The following is a 16,451-nucleotide window of genomic DNA, read 5'->3' as shown; positions in this document are numbered from 1 at the left end:
AGCGCGATGATGACGGTGAGCGCCATCGGCTCGAACATCTTGCCCTCGACGCCCGTGAAGGTCAGGAGCGGCACGTAGACGAGGATGATGATGGCCTGCCCGTAGAGCGACGGCGTGATCATCTCCTCGGCCGAGGCCCGGACCGTCCGCAGGCGTTCCTCGATGTCGAGGCCGTGCCCGAGTTCGCGCTGCCGCTCGGCGAGGCGGCGCAGCGCGTTCTCGGCGATGATGACCGCCCCGTCGACGATGAGGCCGAAGTCCAGCGCCCCGAGGCTCATCAGGTTGGCCGAGATCCTCGCCTCGACCATGCCGACCATGGTCATCAGCAGGGCGACCGGGATGACCAGCGCGGTGACGAGGGCGGCGCGGATGTTGCCGAGCAGCAGGAACAGGACGACGACGACGAGGGCCGCGCCCTCGGACAGGTTCTTCGCGACCGTCCGAATGGTCGCCTCGACGAGGTGGGTACGGTCGAGCACGGTCCGGATCTCGACGCCCGGCGGCAGGGCCTGGCGGACCTGCCCCATGCGCGCGTCGACGGCGGCGGCGACGGTGCGGCTGTTCTCGCCGATCAGCATCAGCGCCGTGCCGATCACGGCCTCCTGGCCGTCCGCGCTGCCCGAGCCGGTGCGCAGGTCGCGCCCGATCTGGACCTCGGCGATGTCCTTGATCCGCACCGGCACGCCGCCGCGGGTGGCGACGACGACGTCGCCGATCTCGTCCATGCTCTCCAGGCGGCCGGCGGCGCGCACCACGTAGCCCTCGCCGTTGTCCTCCAGGTAGCGCGCGCCCTGGTTGGCGTTGTTGGTCTCCAGCGCCCGGGCGAGGTCGCCGAACGACAGGTCGCGCGCGGCGAGCTTCGTCGGGTCCGGCTGGACGTGGTACTGCTTCTGGAAGCCGCCGATGCCGTCGACGCCGGCCACCCCCGGCACGGTCTTGATCCGGGGACGGATGATCCAGTCCTGCACGGTGCGCAGGTAGGCGGTCTTCTCCAGCTCGGTCCGCAGCCGCTGGCCCTCGGGGGTCAGGTAGCTGCCGTCCGGCTGCCAGCCGGGCTTGCCGGCGGCCGAGACCGTGCGCGCGCCGGGCTTGGCGTAGTGGATCGACCACATGTAGATCTCGCCGAGGCCCGTCGCGATCGGGCCCATGCTCGGCTCGGCGCCGGGCGGCAGGTCCCGCTTGGCCTCGGCGAGGCGCTCGGCGACCTGCTGGCGGGCGAAGTAGATGTCGAGCTTCTCCGCGAAGACGGCCGTGACCTGCGAGAAGCCGTTGCGCGAGAGCGAGCGGGTGTATTCGAGCCCCTTCATGCCGGCGAGCGCGGTCTCGACCGGGTAGGTGACCTGCGTCTCGATGTCGACGGGCGAGAGCGAGGGTGCGATCGTGTTGATCTGCACTTGGTTGTTGGTGATGTCCGGCACCGCGTCGATGGGCAGCCTGGTCACCGCGTAGCCGCCGAAGCCGGCGGCGAGCAGCGACAGCAGCACCGTGAGCCATCGCTGCCGAACCGAGACGTCGAGGATGCGCCCGATCATGTCCGGCCGCCTCAGTGGGCGTGGCCGGCTTCGCTCTTTCCGAGCTCGGCCTTGAGGAGGAAGGTGTTGGCGACGGCGATCTCCTCGCCGGCCTTCAGGCCGGCCGCGACCTCGACGGCGTCGTCGTCCGAGCGTCCGAGCTCGACCGCGCGCATCTCGAAACCCTCCGCCGTGCGCACGAAGACGACGCGCCTGCCCTCGACCGTCTGCACGGCCGACTTGGCCACGCGCACGGGAACCCGGTCCGTCGCGATCTCGACCTCTGCGGCGACGTAGGTGCCGGGGCGCCAAGCCAGGTCCGTGTTGGGCAGCGCGACCACGACCCGGGCGGCGCGGGTGTCGGCGTTCAGCATCGGGCTCACGAAGACGACCCTGCCGCGCTCATGGCGTTCGCCGCCGTCCTGGCTCGGCATGACGGTGACGCCGGCGCCGTCCCTGACCTTGGCAAGCTCCGAGGTCGGCACCGAGAGCTCGATCCAAACGGTCGAGAGGTCGGCGACCGTGTAGACGTCGGACGGGTCGCCCTCCTTGCCCACCGCCGTGCCGACGTCGACTTTGCGCTCGACGATCCGCCCCGAGAGCGGGGAGCGCAGTTCGTACTGGCGCAGGGTCGAGGCGTTCGGGGTGGTCTCGTCCTGTTCGGCGAACTTGGCCACCTCGGTTGCGTTCAGCCCGAGCGCGGAGAGCTTCTGACGGGCGAGATTCTGACGCAGGGCTGCCTCCGCGTAGACGGCCCTGGCGTTCAGGAAGGCCGACTCGGCCGAGATGCGCTTGTCCCAGAGCGCCTGCTGCCGGTCGAAGTTGGCCTTCTCCAGCTCGGCCTTCACGGACGCGGTCAGGGACTCGCTCTTGGCATCGGCCACCTCGCGGCTGTCGAGGATGGCGACGACCTCGCCCTTCCGGACGTCATCGCCTAGCCGCTTGCGCATCTCGGCCACCGTGCCGACGACCCGGGCCGGGACGCGTGCGATCCGGTCGGCGTCCGGTGTGATCGTGCCCGGCACGAGGATGTGCCGGGAGAGCGTCCCGCTCTCAGCCTTGGCGACCTTGATGTCCTGGTTCTCGATCTGCTCGGCCGTCATCCTGACGTGCCCGTCCTCGCCGTCCTCGGAATGGGCGTGCTCGCCCTGGGCATGTCCGTCACCCTGGGCATGTCCGTCACCCTCGGCATGGTCGGCCTCCGGAGCGCGCGTTTCGGCCTCGAGCCCGGCGAAGGTGGTCGGCGGCAATCCGGCCGCGGTCAGAAGACCGCGGACGAAGCCGGACACGGCAGGAACGGCGGCCCCGACGAGGACGCCGACGGCCACGAGGGCCGCGGTCGGGAGGATGCGCATGATGCCTGCTCGCCCGGGAGCCGGAGCCCTTCAGGGCGTCGCGGTCGGTCCCGTTCCGTGACGTGAGGGGGCGGCCCCGGAAGCGATGGTCCGGGTTCGGGACGCGCGCTTTCGCGGCGCCGGCTCAGGCGCGAGGGGGCCGTGGCAGGCGGTCGGGCGAGACCGAAGTGACGGTCTCGGACAGCCGGTCGTAGCTCCGGCGAGACGCCACGGGCAGCGGCATGAGGGCCGCATCGTCCTGATGCACGGCGACGTGGCAGCCGCACTGGACGTGGCAGCCCAACCCGTGCTCGACGGCCTGCATGCCGTCCGACGTCGCGTCGGGCGCCATCGCGAGCGCGGTCCGTTCATGAGCGTGGCCGCCCCGATGGGACGCGAAGTCCCCGGCGAGGCCGGCCGTCGGTGCCGCGACGGCGAGTGCCAGGACGAGCGCGAGCGCACGGGCGGCGGTCGCCCACCATCCCGGCATCGCCCCGAAGGCCCTGTGGCGTCGTGTGGAGATCATCACCGTCCTTATGCGCGCCGGGTTCGGATCACAAGCGGCCCATCGCCATCCGAGGCTCCGAACGCAGGTCCGGTGGGGTCAGCGCAGCTTGTTGGGTCAGCGCAGCTTGGCCGGCGTCCCGAGCGCGGCGCTCCGGCGGCTTGCCGGCACCGCGTCGAGGGCTAGGAGCATCGCGCCCTCCGTCAGGATCTGCGGCAGCACCACCGGCTCGCCGGCGCCGGCGTAGAGCAGGTAGAGCGGCACGCCGCTGCGGCCGTGGCGCTCCAGCAGGCGGGTGATCTCGGGGTTCTGGTTGGTCCAGTCTCCCTTGAGATACGCCACGCCGCGCGCCCGCATCGCCGCGCCGACCGCGTCCGTCGCGAGCGCGGTGCGCTCGTTGACCTGGCAGGTGATGCACCACGCCGCCGTCATGTTGACGAAGACCGGCCGGCCCTCCGCGCGCAACGCGTCGAGGCGGCCCTGCGTGAACGGCTCGATGCCCGCGGCCCGCGCCTGCGCGCCCGACGCGGCGCGGTCGAGGGTGAAGGCCAAAGCCGCCACGCCGACGACCGCGAGCACCGCGAGGCCGCGCGCGACCTGCGCCCGGACCGGCCGCGCGTCGCGGCCGAGGTCCCACGCCCAGGCGGAGAACCCGATCCCCACGAGGCCGATCAGCGCGGCGAGCAGGCCCTGCGGCCCGACCTGCTGCGCCAGCACCCAGACCAGCCACGCGACCGTGGCGTAGACGGGAAAGGCCAGCGCCTGCTTCAGCACGTCCATCCAGGCGCCCGGCCGCGGCAGCGCCCGGAGCGCGGCCGGCCACAGGGTGAGCGCCAGGAAGGGCAGCGCGAGGCCGAGCCCGAGGCTCGCGAACACCACGAGCCCCGCCGCCGCCGACTGCGTCAGCGCGAAGCCGACCGCCGAGCCCATGAACGGCGCCGTGCACGGCGTCGCGACGACGGTGGCGAGCACGCCGGTGAAGAACGAGCCCTCATAGCCGGCCCGCCGGGTCAACCCGTCGCCGAGCCCGGCGAGCCGCCCGCCGAGATGGAGTATCCCCGACAGGCTGAGGCCCATGGCGAAGAGCAGGTCGGCCAAGCCCGCCACCACCACCGGCGACTGGAGCTGGAAGCCCCAGCCGATGCCGGCCCCGCCGGCTTTCAGCGCGATCAGCAGCGAGGCCAGCGCCAGGAACGCCGCGAGCACGCCCGCCGTGTAGGCGAGCCCGTGCCGGCGCACCCGCGCTGGCGCCTCGCCGGAATGCTTCACGAGGCTCAGCACCTTGATCGACAGCACCGGGAAGACGCAGGGCATCAGGTTGAGGATCAGGCCGCCGAGCAGCGCGAGGCCGGCGGCGGTCCAGAGCGTCTGCGTCTCGGCGGGTTCCGCGCTCGGAATCGCCGGCGCCACGCTCGGCATCGCGCTTCCTGCGGCGAGCGGCGACGCGTCGCCGATGGCGAAGGCGTGCCGCACGGTGCCGCCGCCGGTGTCCTCCTCGATCGCCAGCACGCCGGGCAGGCTCTCGGGGGCCGGATCGGCGGGTGTGGCGCGGGTCAGCGCGAGGTGCAAGCCCGTGGCATCGACCGTGAAGGGCTGGGGCGCCGCGTTCTCGATCAGGGTCTCGGGATAGGGGAAGAAGGCGACCGAGCGGATCTTGTCCGCAACGAGACCGGGGGCGTCGAGATCGAGAACGAGCCGTTCGTCCTGGCTCGACAGCCGCGCCGGCCAGGGCGAGACCTTCGGCAGCGCGGCGCGCGCACGCGCGAAAAGCGCGGCGTTCGCGGGGTCGGAACCTGCATCGCGCGCCACCGGCAGCGTCAGGGCGAGGTCGGCCGAGCCGGGGATGCACTCTGTCTCGCAGACGAGGTAGGCGAGCCTGCCCGCGAGCGTCACGGGTGCGGCGGGGTCGAGGCTCGGCGGCGGCGTCACCTGCACCAGCAGGATCGCCTCGTCCTCGTAGCCGAAGTTCATCAGTGTCGCGATCGGGATGCGGTGCGGCGACGGCCACTGGATCGCCGCGGCCGAGAACCCGGCCGGCAGCGTCCAGGTGATCTCGGGCGGCAGGCCGGAATCGCCGGGGTTGCGCCAGTAGACGTGCCAGTGCGGCTTCATCGCCATGCGGATGGCGAGGGTCAACGGCGTGGCGCCCGCGACGCCGGCCGGCTCGGCGACGAGGCTCGCCCGCACGAGGTCGGCCGGCGGCTTGAACCCTTGCGCGGCGGCGGCCGACGCGGCGAGCGACAGGAGGAGGGCGAGGAGGCGGATCATGTGGTCCCTTCGCGCGACCGGTGAGCACGGTCGCACGCCGCCGCCGTCATAGGCGCGAACCGGCGGCCGGCAAAATCGGATGGCGTGTCGCAGGAGCCTCCGCCGCGCGACCACACGTCCACCGCATCGCATCATCCGAGGTCCCCGCGAAGGCAGTCTCCGGGGCCGACGGGTGTACTCGCGGGCTCCGTCACGGGCCCCGCTTCGCCGCGGCCGCTTTGGACGGACGACGATGGAAGGTTCGGATCATGCCGTCTCCCCATGAAGCGGCGCCGTCGCCCGCTCCAGCCAGCCTCGCGTCTCCGGGTCGAGCCCCGGCGCCAGGGTCTCCCGCACGCGGGCGTGGTACGCATCGATCCACCCGACGTCCGCCGGGCTCAGCATCTCCGGGACGATGAGGCGGCGGTCGTAGGGGGCGAGCGTCAGGGTCTCGAACCCGAGCATCGGCCGTTCACCCCCCGGCACCGCGCGGGTCTCGACCAGGACGAGGTTCTCGATGCGGATGCCGTAGGCGCCGGCCTTGTAGCAGCCCGGCTCGTTCGAGAGGATCATCCCCGGCTCCAGCGCGACGGTGCCGGTCTTGGCGATGCGCTGCGGGCCCTCGTGGACCGAGAGGAAGGCGCCGACGCCGTGGCCGGTGCCGTGGTCGAAGTCGAGACCGGCCTCCCAGAGCGGAAGCCGGGCGAGCGTATCGATCTGCGCGCCCGTCGTACCCTTCGGGAACACCGCGCGCCCGATCGCGAGGTGGCCGCGCAGCACGCGGGTGTAGCGGTCGCGCATCTCGGGGGTCGGCGTGCCGCATGCGACGGTGCGGGTGATATCGGTGGTGCCGTCGGGGTATTGCGCGCCGGAATCGATCAGGAACAGCTCGCCGGGCGAGACCGTGCGGTCGGTGGCCCGCGTGACCCGATAATGCACGATCGCGCCGTTGGGGCCGGAGCCGGCGATCGTCGGAAACGAGACGTCGCGCAGATCGCCGCCGGCGGCGCGAAAATCCTCCAAAACCTCGACGGCGGCGATCTCGCTCACCGCCGCCTGCCGGTCGAGCCAAGCGAGGAAGCGGACCACGCTCGCCCCGTCGCGCCGGTGCGCGGCGCGGGCGCCGGCGATCTCGGCGGCGTTCTTCACCGCCTTCATCGCCGTGACCGGGTCCGGCCCGACATCGGCGGTGCAGCCCGCGCGCGCGACGCGCTCCTTCAGCGCGACCGCCCCGGTCGCCGCGTCGAGCCGCACCCGCCCGCCCGAGAGCCCGGCGAGCGCCGCGTCGAAATCGCCGCGCGGCGCGAGGTCGGCGATCGGTTCGAGCGCGGCGCGGGCCGCGTCGGTCACGTCGTGCGAGACGAGGAAGAGCTGCGGCCGGCCCTCCCGCGGCAGGATCGCGTAGCCGAGCGCCAGCGGCGTGTGGCCGATGTCGGCGCCGCGCAGGTTGAACGCCCAGGCGAGGTTGTGCGGATCGGAGATCACCAGCGTGTCGCATCGCGCGGCCTCCAGGGCGGCGCGGATGCGGCCGAGCTTCTCCCCCGTCGCCTCGCCCGAAAACGCCTGCGGATGCGCCGCGACGCGCCCGGCCGGCGGCTTCGGGCGGCCCGTCCACACGGCGTCGACCGGGTTCTCGGCAAGCGCCTTCAGGGTCGCGCCGGCCTTGGCGGCGGCGCGCTCCAGCCGGGCGAGACCGTCCGGCGTGTGCAGCCACGGGTCGTATCCGAGTACCGCGCCGGTCCGCAGGTTCCGCGCGATCCACGCCTCGGCCGTGCTCTCGGCGAGCGGCACCACGGTCACGATGCCGGTGTCGACCTGCTCCGGGGCCTGCAGGGCGTAACGCCCGTCGACGAAGAGGGCCGCGGCGTCGGCGAGGACGACGGCGATGCCGGCCGAGCCGGTGAAGCCGGTGAGCCAGGACAGGCGCTCGGCATCGGCCGGCACGTATTCGGACTGGTGCTCGTCGGCCCGCGGCACGACGAAGCCGTCGAGCGCCATCCCGCGCAGGGCGGTGCGGAGCGCGGCGATGCGCGCGGGACCCTCGCGGTGGCTCGGGTCGTCGAAGGTCTGGAAGCGGGTGCGCGTCATGCGGCCAGGGTATCGCCGGCGGCCTTCGCGCAGCAACCGGTCTCCCGACGGACCGCGATCGATCCGGATCGCGGATCAGCCATCGTTTCGCGGCAAATCCGGGACCCGGTCCGCAGGCGCGCCGTCGAAGCCTTCCATCCAGGCTCTGCGCGCCTCCGATCCCGCCGGATAGGGACACGCGTCCTTCGGCCGCCCGTGCGCGCGGGCTCGGGCGCCCTCGGTGATCGGGTCGGCGGGCGGGGGCGCGTGCAGGTCGCTCATGCCGGAAGAATGCGCGTCTGCGCGGTCCGGTTCATCGATGCGCGAAACCGCCGCGCGGCCGGGCCGCCGCTCCGCCGCGCCGCAGGACCAGGGCGACCCAGCCCTCGATCGTACCCTTCGCGGCGAGGTGGAAACCGCGATGGCGGTAGGCCGAGAGCACGCCGGCGACGTCGCGCTCGATCAGGCCCGACAGCACGAGCACGCCGCCCTCGGCGACCACCCCGGTCAGCGTCGGCGCGAGCCGCCGCAGCGGGCGGGCGAGGATGTTGGCGAAGACCACGTCGAAGTGGCGGGCGCGGTCGGCCAGGGCGTTGCGCACCCCCGGCCCCTCGTAGAGCCTGAGATACGGCCCGAGGCCGTTGGCCCGCGCGTTGGCGCGGGCGGTGCGGACGGCCTCTCCGTCGAGGTCGCCCGCGATCACCGGGACGCGCAGCGCCTTGGCGGCGGCGAAGGCCAGGATGCCGGTTCCGGTGCCGACGTCGAGCACCGCGGCGGGCCGCCCACGCTTCAGCACGTCGACCAGCGCCTTGAGGCAGCCGAGCGTCGTGCCGTGGTGGCCGGTGCCGAAGGCGAGCGCCGCCTCGATCTCGATCGCGAGTTCGTTCGGCCGCACGGTCCCGCGGTCGTGCGCGCCGTGGATGCGGAAGCGGCCCGCGCGCACCGGCTTCAGGCCCTCGAGCGAGGCGCGCACCCAGTCCCTCTGGTCGATGGTGCGGAACTCGGCCCGCTCCGCCGCGTCCCCGACCACCGGGCGGATCAGGTCGCGGACGAAGTCCTCGTCCGGCGGGTCGGCGAAGTAGGCCTCCAGCCGCCACGTCACCCCGTCCTCCGCCTCGAAGGCGGCGACCGCCGTCTCGGTCGGGTCGAACATCTCGCCCAGGAGGTCGGTCATGGTCCGGGCCGACCGCTCGTCGGTCATCAGGTGCAGGACGTGGGTCGGGCGGTTGGGGTGCAGACCTTCGAGCATGGCCGCCTCTAAGCAGGCTTTCGTGGCTTCGCCAACGAAAGCCTGCTTCGATCTCCTTGGTGCCGCATCATTGTTCTCGCGCGAACCGGCGGCCACTTCGCGCAATGATGCTTAGCACCCCCGGCCGCGGCTCGCCACAGACTGGGGAAGGCGGCAAAACCGCCCAGCAATACGGCAGATTGTTCACAGGTTCATCATAACGAGGCGCGGAACCGGGCCAAAAATGCCGCGTTTCCGGCCAATCGCCTATGTCGTCATCGAAGTCCGATTGGCCGTCGAAGGTGCTGACGCGTGACCAAGACCAGACCTTCCGTTCTCCGCGGGCCGGTCGCCCTCAACGGGAGCGCCCGCCGCCGGCGACGCCCGGTCCGCGCCCACGAGGCGCTGCTCGGCGCAGAGGTGCTCGAGAGCCCTTTGCCGGGACCGCTCCTCGTGCTCCTCAGCCGCCTGCACCGCTCGGAAGGCATGAGGCTCCCAGGCGAGGACGAGGACGCCCGATCGGCTTGCGTCGGAGCGCGCGACGCTTAAAGGTGTGCGCCGTAGCCGGCCGGACATAGCGGTCGGCGCTCGTCCCGGCCCGCGTCTCCTCTCGGAAAGTCCGCCTCGTCCTTGCTCGCCCTGACGCCCGAGGAATGGACCGCCGTGGCGTTGAGCCTCAGGGTGGCCGGCGTCGCGACGCTCGCCAGCCTGCTGCCGGGGATCGGCGTCGCGTGGCTTCTCGCCAGGAAGACGTTTCCCGGCCGCGCCCTGCTCGACGGCCTCGTCCACCTGCCGCTGATCCTCCCGCCGGTGGTGACCGGCTACCTGCTGCTGCTCGCCTTCGGGCGACGGGGCGCGGTCGGCGCGTGGCTCGCCGAGTTCGGGATCGTCCTCGCCTTCCGCTGGACAGGTGCGGCGCTCGCCTGCGCGGTGATGGGCTTCCCGCTGATGGTGCGGGCGATGCGCCTGTCGATCGAGGCGGTCGACGCGCGCCTGGAGCAGGCGGCGGCGACCCTGGGCGCCCGGCCGATGGCGGTGTTCCTCACGGTGACGCTGCCCCTGAGCCTGCCCGGCATCCTCGCCGGCGCGGTGCTCGCCTTCGCCAAGGCGATGGGCGAGTTCGGCGCGACGATCACCTTCGTCTCGAACATCCCCGGCGAGACCCAGACGCTGCCGTCGGCGATCTACACCCTGACGCAGGTGCCCGGCGGCGAGGCCGGGGCGCTGCGCCTCACGCTGATCTCGGTGGCGCTCTCGATGACGGCGCTGCTGCTGTCCGAACGGCTCGCCCGCAGGATGGGCCGGAGGCTCGGAGCCGGGTGATGGAAAATGGTCTCCCGCGGCCTCGGGCCGGCACAGCCGTTCCCGATCGAACCTCCGCTGTTTTCCCGGATCTTCCCTCCGCTTCGCTGCGGTCGTCCGGGAAAACGGTAGCGGGGCGCTCCGAGCCCTCACGCGTAGGCATACGGCCCGCCGCGCTCCAGCGCCCGCCGGTAGGCCGGGCGCGCGTGGATGCGGGCGAGCCAGTCGGTGATCCGCGGGCCCGCGCCGGTGCCGCGCGCGGCGAAGGCCTCCAGCGGGAAGCTCATCTGGATGTCGGCGGCGGTGAAGTCGTCGCCGCAGAACCACGGCTTGGCGGACAGCTCGCCCTCCCAGTAGGCGGCGTGGCGGCGCAATTCCGGATCGACGAATTTTTGCGTGACGCCCGCGGCGATCGCCCTCACCAGCGGCCGGACGAGGGCCGGGCTGCCCGGCGCCAGCCGCGCGAACACCAGCTTGAGCAGGAGCGGCGGCATCGCCGAGCCCTCGGCGTAGTGCAGCCAATAGGTGTAGCGCCGGTGCGCGGCCGTGCCGGGCGCGGGCACCAGCGCGCCGTCGCCGCGCCCGGTGAGGTGCTCGACGATGGCGCCCGATTCCGCGATCACCGCGTCGCCGTCGGTGATCACCGGGGACTTGCCGAGCGGATGGATCGCTCGAAGCTCCGGCGGCGCCAGCATCGTGTCGGGGTCGCGGGCGTAGCGCCTGACCGCGTAGTCGAGCCCGAGTTCCTCGAGCAGCCAGAGCACGCGCTGCGAGCGGCTGTCCTCGAGGTGATGGACGGTGATCATGCGTGGCCCTCCGCGTGTCTGCCGGGCGACAACGCGGCCGGCCCCGCTTCGGGCCTGAGCGCATGACGATCGCGGTCGAGGTCGCGCTCCGCCGCGGCGCGTTCGCGCTCGACGCGTCATTCACGGCCGGAGCGGGGCTCACCGCCCTGTTCGGGCGCTCGGGCTCGGGCAAGACCACGCTGATCGACCTCATCGCCGGGCTCAGCCGCCCCGATCGTGGCCGCATCGTCGTCTCCGGCGAGACCCTGGTCGACACCGGGCGGCGGATCGCCCTGCCGGTGCACCGGCGCCGGATCGGGCTGGTGTTCCAGGACGCGCGCCTGTTCCCGCATCTCAGCGTGCGGACCAATCTCGGTTACGGCCGCTTCTTCTCCGGCGTCCGGGCGGACCCGGCCGAACTGGCGGGAATCGTCGCGATGCTCGGCATCGGCCACCTGCTCGACCGGCAGCCCGCGGGGCTCTCCGGCGGCGAGCGCCAGCGCGTGGCGATCGGCCGGGCGCTGCTCGCCAAGCCGCGCCTGCTGCTGATGGACGAGCCGCTGGCCGCCCTGGACGAGGCGCGCAAGGCCGAGATCCTCCCCTATATCGAGCGCCTGCGCGACGAGGCCGGCATCCCGATCGTCTATGTCAGCCACGCGGTCGCGGAGGTGGCGCGGCTGGCCGACACCGTCGTGGTGCTGGAGGCCGGCCGGGTCGCCGCCGTGGGCCCGGCCGGGGCGATCCTGCGCCGGGCCGACCTTGTTCCGGTCCACGAGGCCGAGGCCGGGGCGCTCCTGGAGATGAGGATCGCCGGGCACGACGCGCAGGCCGGCCTGACCCGGCTCGAAGGCCCGGCCGGACGCCTCGTCGTCCCCACCCTGGCGCGCGAACCGGGCGGCGCGGTGCGGGTGCGGGTGCCGGCCCGCGACGTGCTGGTGGCGACCGCGATGCCCGTGGGCCTGAGCGCCCGCAACGTGCTCGCCGGCCGGGTCGCCGCCCTGATCCCGGCGGGCACCGCGGTGATGGTCGAGATCGATTGCAACGGCGTGATCCTCGCCGCCCGCCTCACGGCGGCCTCCGTCCGCGACCTCGGGCTCGCGCTCGACAGCCCGGTCCACGCGGTGATCAAGAGCGTCGCCCTCGATCCCGCCGGCATGGGCACGGGGCCGCGCGCCATCGAGATCTGACCTGTATCGGACCGATCGGGCACCGAATGGATTCGGGCATCGCGAAAAGCCCCGGTTAAGCGGCTTTCCGAACGCATCCTTCAGCCCTCCCTGCGATCGTGACCGTCGCCCGGACCGTCACGCCCGGGGGAGATCCGCATGGACCCCAGGGACCTCGCCGCCGCGCTCGCGCTCCTCGTCGCTGCGGCGAGCCTCGCCTTCGCCTGGACGCGCCGCGCGCGGCCCCGCCACGCTGAGGATGCCGAGCACCTCCACGACCGGATCTGGCGGATCTCCGAGAGCGAGGACCGCTACCGCGCGCTGGTCGAGGCGACGACCGACGTCATCGTCCAGCGCGATGCGCAAGGGCGCATCACCTTCGCCAACGCAGGGTATGCCGCCCTGTTCGACCGCACGCCGCTCGCGCTGATCGGCGCGACCCTCGACCTCGACGTGCTGGAGACGGGCGGAACCGAGACCGGACCGGACGGCGTCCGCCGGATCGAGGCGCGGGTGCTGCCGGCCGACGGCGTGCCGCGCTGGTTCGCCTTCATCGAGATCCCGGTCGCCCGCGGGCCCGAGCCGATCCAGTGGCTGCGGGCCGGCCGCGACGTGACGGGCCGGATCGAATCCGCCCGCGCTCTCGACGTGGCGCTGGCGCGGGCCGAATCGGCAAGCATCGCCAAGTCGCGGTTCCTCGCCACCGTCAGCCACGAGTTCCGCACGCCGCTGAACGGCATCCTGGGCATGGCCGACCTCGTCCTCGACACCACCCTCGACGGCGAGCAGCGCACCTACGTCCAGGCGGTGCGCACCAGCGGCCAGGCGCTGCTGTCGCTGATCGACGGCATCCTCGACTTCTCGCGCATCGAGGCGGGCCGCATCGATCTCGCGACCGAGCCGTTCGACCTGCCCGCGACCGCCGAGGCGGTGGTCGAGCTGCTGGCGCCGCGCGCCCAGGACAAAGGCATCGAGATCGCCCTCGACGTCGCCGACGACGTCCCCGTACTGGTGGTGGGCGATGCCGACCGGGTGCGCCAGATCCTGGTCAACCTGGTGGGCAACGCGATCAAGTTCACGCAGGACGGCGGCGTCGGCGTCACCGTGGGACGCGCGGGCAGCGACCTCGTGCTGTCGATCGCCGACACCGGCCCGGGCATCGCCGCGGACCGGATCGCGCTGCTGTTCGAGGAGTTCGAGCAGGGCGACGGCAGCGCCAGCCGCAGCCACGAGGGCACCGGCCTCGGCCTCGCCATCACCCGTCGCCTCGTCGCGCGGATGGGCGGGCGGATCGAGACGGAGTCGAAGCTCGGCCGCGGCTCGACGTTTCGCGTGTCCCTGCCGCTTGCCGCGGCCGAGACCCAGGCCGCCGCGCCCGCCCGGCCTGTCCTCTCGGCGCGAAAGGTTCTGATCGTCGCCGATTCGCCGTTCCAGGCGCCCTATCTTGCCAAGAACCTCGCCCGCTCCGGCGCCGCGGCGGTGATCGTGCCGAACCTCAGGGACGGGCTCGATGCGCTGGCCGGCGTCGGCTTCGACGCGGTGATCGCCGACCGGGCGCTCGGCGACGACGCCGTCCGGCGGCTGGCCGACGAGGCCAGGGCCTGCGGCGTGCGCTGCAGCCTCGTCCTGCTCTCGCCCTTCGACCGGCGCGAATTCGGCGCGCCGGGGGCCGCCGGGTTCGACACCTACCTGATCAAGCCGGTGCGTGCCCGCTCGCTGTTCGACCGCCTGCTCGCCCCGGCGCCGACGGTTGCGCCCGAGGCCGCGCCACGCCCGCCCGCCCGCGCCGGCGCGGGCCTGCGCGTGCTGCTGGCCGAGGACAACCCGATCAACGCGCTGCTGGCGACAAAGGCGCTGGAGCGCCTCGGCGCCGAGGTGGTGCATGCCGCCGACGGGCTAGAGGCGCTGGCGCGCATCGCGGACGCACCCGCCTTCGACCTCGCGTTGATCGACATCCGCATGCCCAACCTCGACGGCCACGAGACCGCCCGCCGCATCCGCGCCGCCGAGGCCCGGGACAAGGGTGCGCGCCTGCACCTCGTCGCGCTCACCGCTAATGCCGGCCGCGAGGACGAGAAGGCCGCCCGCAAGGCCGGCTTCGACGGCTTTCTGGCCAAACCCCTCGACCTGAAGCTGCTGCCCGGCCTTCTGGAGCGAAGGACGGCGCAGGCGGCTTGACGGGTCGCCGCCTGCGCGCGAACACCCCATCCATGGCAGTTCCCTCCGATCCGGCCCAGACGTCCCGCGGCAACGACGGCCGCGTCGCCTGGAGTGTCGCCGCCCTGGTCGCTGCGACGGTGCTGCTCGGCGGGCTCCTGCCCGATCGCGCGGCCCACGTCGCGGCCTCGCCCGCGGACGATCCCGCCTGCGCCGAGTGGGGCGACGGCTGCCGTGTCTGTCGCCGCCTCGCCGAAGGCGCCGCCTGCTCGCTGCCCGGCATCGCCTGCACGCCGGGCGCGCTGCAATGCCTGCACCGCGCCGGCGGTTGAGCGCCGTCTTCCGCTTCGCCCCGAGCCCGAACGGGCGCCTGCATCTCGGCCACGCCTACTCGGCCCTGCTCAACGCCGATCTCGCGGCCCGCGCGGGCGGACGCCTCCTCCTGCGGATCGAGGACATCGACCCGGTCCGCTCGCGTCCCGAACGGGTCGAGGCCATCCTGTCCGACCTCGCCTGGCTCGGGCTGACCTTCGAGACGCCCATCCGCCACCAGTCCCGGCACATGCCGGATTACCGCGCGGCGCTCGACCGTCTGGTCGCACGGGGCCTCGCCTATCCGTGCTTCTGCACCCGCGGCGACATCCGTGCGGCCACGGTCGGCGCCTTCTGCGATCCGGACGGCGCGCCGCTCTATCCCGGCACCTGCCGCGGGCTCGACGCCGGCACCGCCGCAAGCCGCGCGACGCGCGAACCGCATGGCTGGCGCCTCGACATGGCTCGCGCGCTGAGGCACGCGCCGGGGCCGCACCGCTATTCCACGCTCCGTAAAGAACCGCGTTCGGCCGATCTCCCTCCCCCCTCTGCCGGGAAGGGCGGCCCTCGCGTGAGCGAGGGTCGGGAGAGGGGAGCGACAGGTCCGTACGCGTCGCCCCCCTCTCCCGACTTGGCTCGCCGGCTGCCCTTCCCCGCAGAGGGGGGCGGGAATCGCCCATGCCGGAACGCGCAGGTCCAGGACACGGAATTCCCGGCCACCGACGGAGCGGATGTCGCCGCCGACCCCGCCCGCTGGGGCGACGCGGTGATCGCGCGCCGGGACGTGCCGACGAGCTACCACCTCGCCGTCGTGGTCGACGATGGCGCGCAAGGGATCACCCACGTGGTCCGCGGCCGCGACCTCGAAGCGGCGACAGACCTGCACGTCCTGCTCCAGGCGCTGCTTGGCTTGCCGACCCCTTGCTATCACCACCACGCCCTGATCCTCGGGCCGGACGGCGAGAAGCTCGCGAAGTCCAAGGGCTCTGAGACGCTCGCCGATCTGCGAGTGGGGGGCGCGACCGCGGAGACGATCCGGGCGCGGCTGGGATTTCCGTAAGCCCGAAGAAAAATCAGCGCACCGCAGCGTCGCGCTGGGCCATGGCGGTGGCGCTCTTCGACGTCTGCATCACCGCGTCGATCTGCTCGCGCTGGCGCCGGAACTCGGCGAGCAGCCGCCCGTCGAGCTCGCGCCCGCGTGGCACGCGGATCTTCATCGGGTCGACGAAGTGGCCGTTGATGATCACCTCGTAGTGCAGGTGCGCGCCGGTGGAGAGGCCGGTGGAGCCGACATAGCCGATCACCTGCCCCTGGCGCACCCGCGTGCCGGCGCCGACCCCGCGGCCGAACCGCGACATGTGGTTGTAGGTGGTGACGTAGCCGTTGATGTGCTGGATCTCGACCCGGCGCCCGTAGCCGGAATCCCACTCCGCCTTGATCACCGTGCCGTTGCCGGCGGCGACGATCGGCGTGCCGATCGGGTTGGCCCAGTCGACGCCGGTGTGGAGCTTGGCGTAGCCGAGCACCGGGTGGCGGCGGTAGCCGAAGCCGGAGCGCATGATCCCGTCGGCGATGGGTTTCCGGATCAGGAACTTCTTGAGCGAGCGGCCCTGCTCGTCGAGGTAGTCGATCGATCCGTCGTCGGGCGACTGGAAGCGGTAGACTTTTCGCGGTTCTCCGCCGAGGTTCAGCGCGGCGTAGAGCAGGTCCGGCCGGTCGGGGGCGGCGCCCGCATCCTCGTCGGTGGTGTAGAACACGTCGAGGCCGTCGCCGGCCGAGATCCGGCGCTGGAAGTCGAGGTCGTAGCTGAACACCCGGACGATGTCCTCGACGGTGG

The 16,451-nt window shown here is 72.9% G+C and carries 14 protein-coding genes; 5 read left to right on the top strand and 9 right to left on the bottom strand.

What is annotated here, in order from left to right:
- The 7 genes from ACFE86_RS15375 to ACFE86_RS15345 form a co-directional block, all read right to left on the bottom strand.
- Positions 1 to 1,532: efflux RND transporter permease subunit (locus ACFE86_RS15375; RefSeq protein ID WP_375456198.1), on the bottom strand; the 1,532-nt coding region annotated here is incomplete at its 3' end.
- An 11-nt stretch (positions 1,533 to 1,543) separates the two neighbouring features.
- Positions 1,544 to 2,866 carry an efflux RND transporter periplasmic adaptor subunit gene (locus ACFE86_RS15370; RefSeq protein WP_375456197.1) on the bottom strand — a complete coding sequence of 441 codons (1,323 nt, stop codon included), beginning with the start codon at positions 2,864 to 2,866 and terminating at the stop codon, positions 1,544 to 1,546.
- A 124-nt stretch (positions 2,867 to 2,990) separates the two neighbouring features.
- Entirely contained in the window at positions 2,991 to 3,371 is a 381-nt protein-coding gene (locus tag ACFE86_RS15365) for a hypothetical protein (protein WP_375456196.1), read from the bottom strand.
- A gap of 96 nt (positions 3,372 to 3,467) precedes the next feature.
- The gene (locus ACFE86_RS15360) at positions 3,468 to 5,618 is read right to left on the bottom strand and encodes a protein-disulfide reductase DsbD family protein (protein ID WP_375456195.1); all 2,151 of its coding nucleotides are present in this window, start codon (positions 5,616 to 5,618) and stop codon (positions 3,468 to 3,470) included.
- A 246-nt stretch (positions 5,619 to 5,864) separates the two neighbouring features.
- Positions 5,865 to 7,685 carry a M24 family metallopeptidase gene (locus tag ACFE86_RS15355; protein WP_375456194.1) on the bottom strand — a complete coding sequence of 607 codons (1,821 nt, stop codon included), beginning with the start codon at positions 7,683 to 7,685 and terminating at the stop codon, positions 5,865 to 5,867.
- Between the two features lie 75 nt (positions 7,686 to 7,760).
- Positions 7,761 to 7,946 carry a ribosome modulation factor gene (gene rmf, locus ACFE86_RS15350; protein WP_375456193.1) on the bottom strand — a complete coding sequence of 62 codons (186 nt, stop codon included), beginning with the start codon at positions 7,944 to 7,946 and terminating at the stop codon, positions 7,761 to 7,763.
- 31 nt (positions 7,947 to 7,977) lie between these two features.
- The gene (locus tag ACFE86_RS15345) at positions 7,978 to 8,913 is read right to left on the bottom strand and encodes a 50S ribosomal protein L11 methyltransferase (protein ID WP_375456192.1); all 936 of its coding nucleotides are present in this window, start codon (positions 8,911 to 8,913) and stop codon (positions 7,978 to 7,980) included.
- A 609-nt stretch (positions 8,914 to 9,522) separates the two neighbouring features.
- On the opposite strand from ACFE86_RS15345, the gene modB reads away from it, so the two are divergent.
- A complete protein-coding gene (gene modB / locus ACFE86_RS15340; protein WP_375456191.1) occupies positions 9,523 to 10,215 on the top strand; it encodes a molybdate ABC transporter permease subunit in 693 nt (230 codons plus the stop codon).
- A 128-nt stretch (positions 10,216 to 10,343) separates the two neighbouring features.
- On the opposite strand, the gene ACFE86_RS15335 is transcribed toward modB, so the two are convergent.
- The gene (locus tag ACFE86_RS15335) at positions 10,344 to 11,000 is read right to left on the bottom strand and encodes a glutathione S-transferase (protein WP_375456190.1); all 657 of its coding nucleotides are present in this window, start codon (positions 10,998 to 11,000) and stop codon (positions 10,344 to 10,346) included.
- Between the two features lie 62 nt (positions 11,001 to 11,062).
- Between ACFE86_RS15335 and modC the strand changes: the two genes are divergently transcribed.
- From modC to ACFE86_RS15315, 4 genes are all read left to right on the top strand, one after another.
- The gene (modC, locus tag ACFE86_RS15330) at positions 11,063 to 12,166 is read left to right on the top strand and encodes a molybdenum ABC transporter ATP-binding protein (RefSeq protein WP_375456189.1); all 1,104 of its coding nucleotides are present in this window, start codon (positions 11,063 to 11,065) and stop codon (positions 12,164 to 12,166) included.
- Positions 12,167 to 12,304: 138 nt separating this feature from the next.
- A complete protein-coding gene (locus tag ACFE86_RS15325) occupies positions 12,305 to 14,323 on the top strand; it encodes an ATP-binding protein (RefSeq protein WP_375456188.1) in 2,019 nt (672 codons plus the stop codon).
- 32 nt (positions 14,324 to 14,355) lie between these two features.
- Positions 14,356 to 14,634 carry a hypothetical protein gene (locus tag ACFE86_RS15320; RefSeq protein WP_375456187.1) on the top strand — a complete coding sequence of 93 codons (279 nt, stop codon included), beginning with the start codon at positions 14,356 to 14,358 and terminating at the stop codon, positions 14,632 to 14,634.
- Positions 14,631 to 15,674, top strand: coding sequence for a glutamate--tRNA ligase family protein (locus tag ACFE86_RS15315; RefSeq protein WP_375456186.1), 1,044 nt, complete (start codon positions 14,631 to 14,633; stop codon positions 15,672 to 15,674). The genes ACFE86_RS15320 and ACFE86_RS15315 overlap by 4 nt, the downstream gene beginning before the upstream one ends.
- A 13-nt stretch (positions 15,675 to 15,687) precedes the next feature.
- On the opposite strand, the gene ACFE86_RS15310 is transcribed toward ACFE86_RS15315, so the two are convergent.
- Positions 15,688 to 16,451, bottom strand: a 764-nt coding sequence (locus ACFE86_RS15310; protein WP_375456185.1) for a M23 family metallopeptidase, incomplete at its 5' end; no start/stop codon positions are given.

This window comes from uncultured Methylobacterium sp. (assembly GCF_964244095.1).
Lineage (GTDB): Bacteria > Pseudomonadota > Alphaproteobacteria > Rhizobiales > Beijerinckiaceae > Methylobacterium.
Note: the sequence above shows the minus strand (reverse complement) of the source record. Positions and strands in the feature narration are given on the sequence as shown.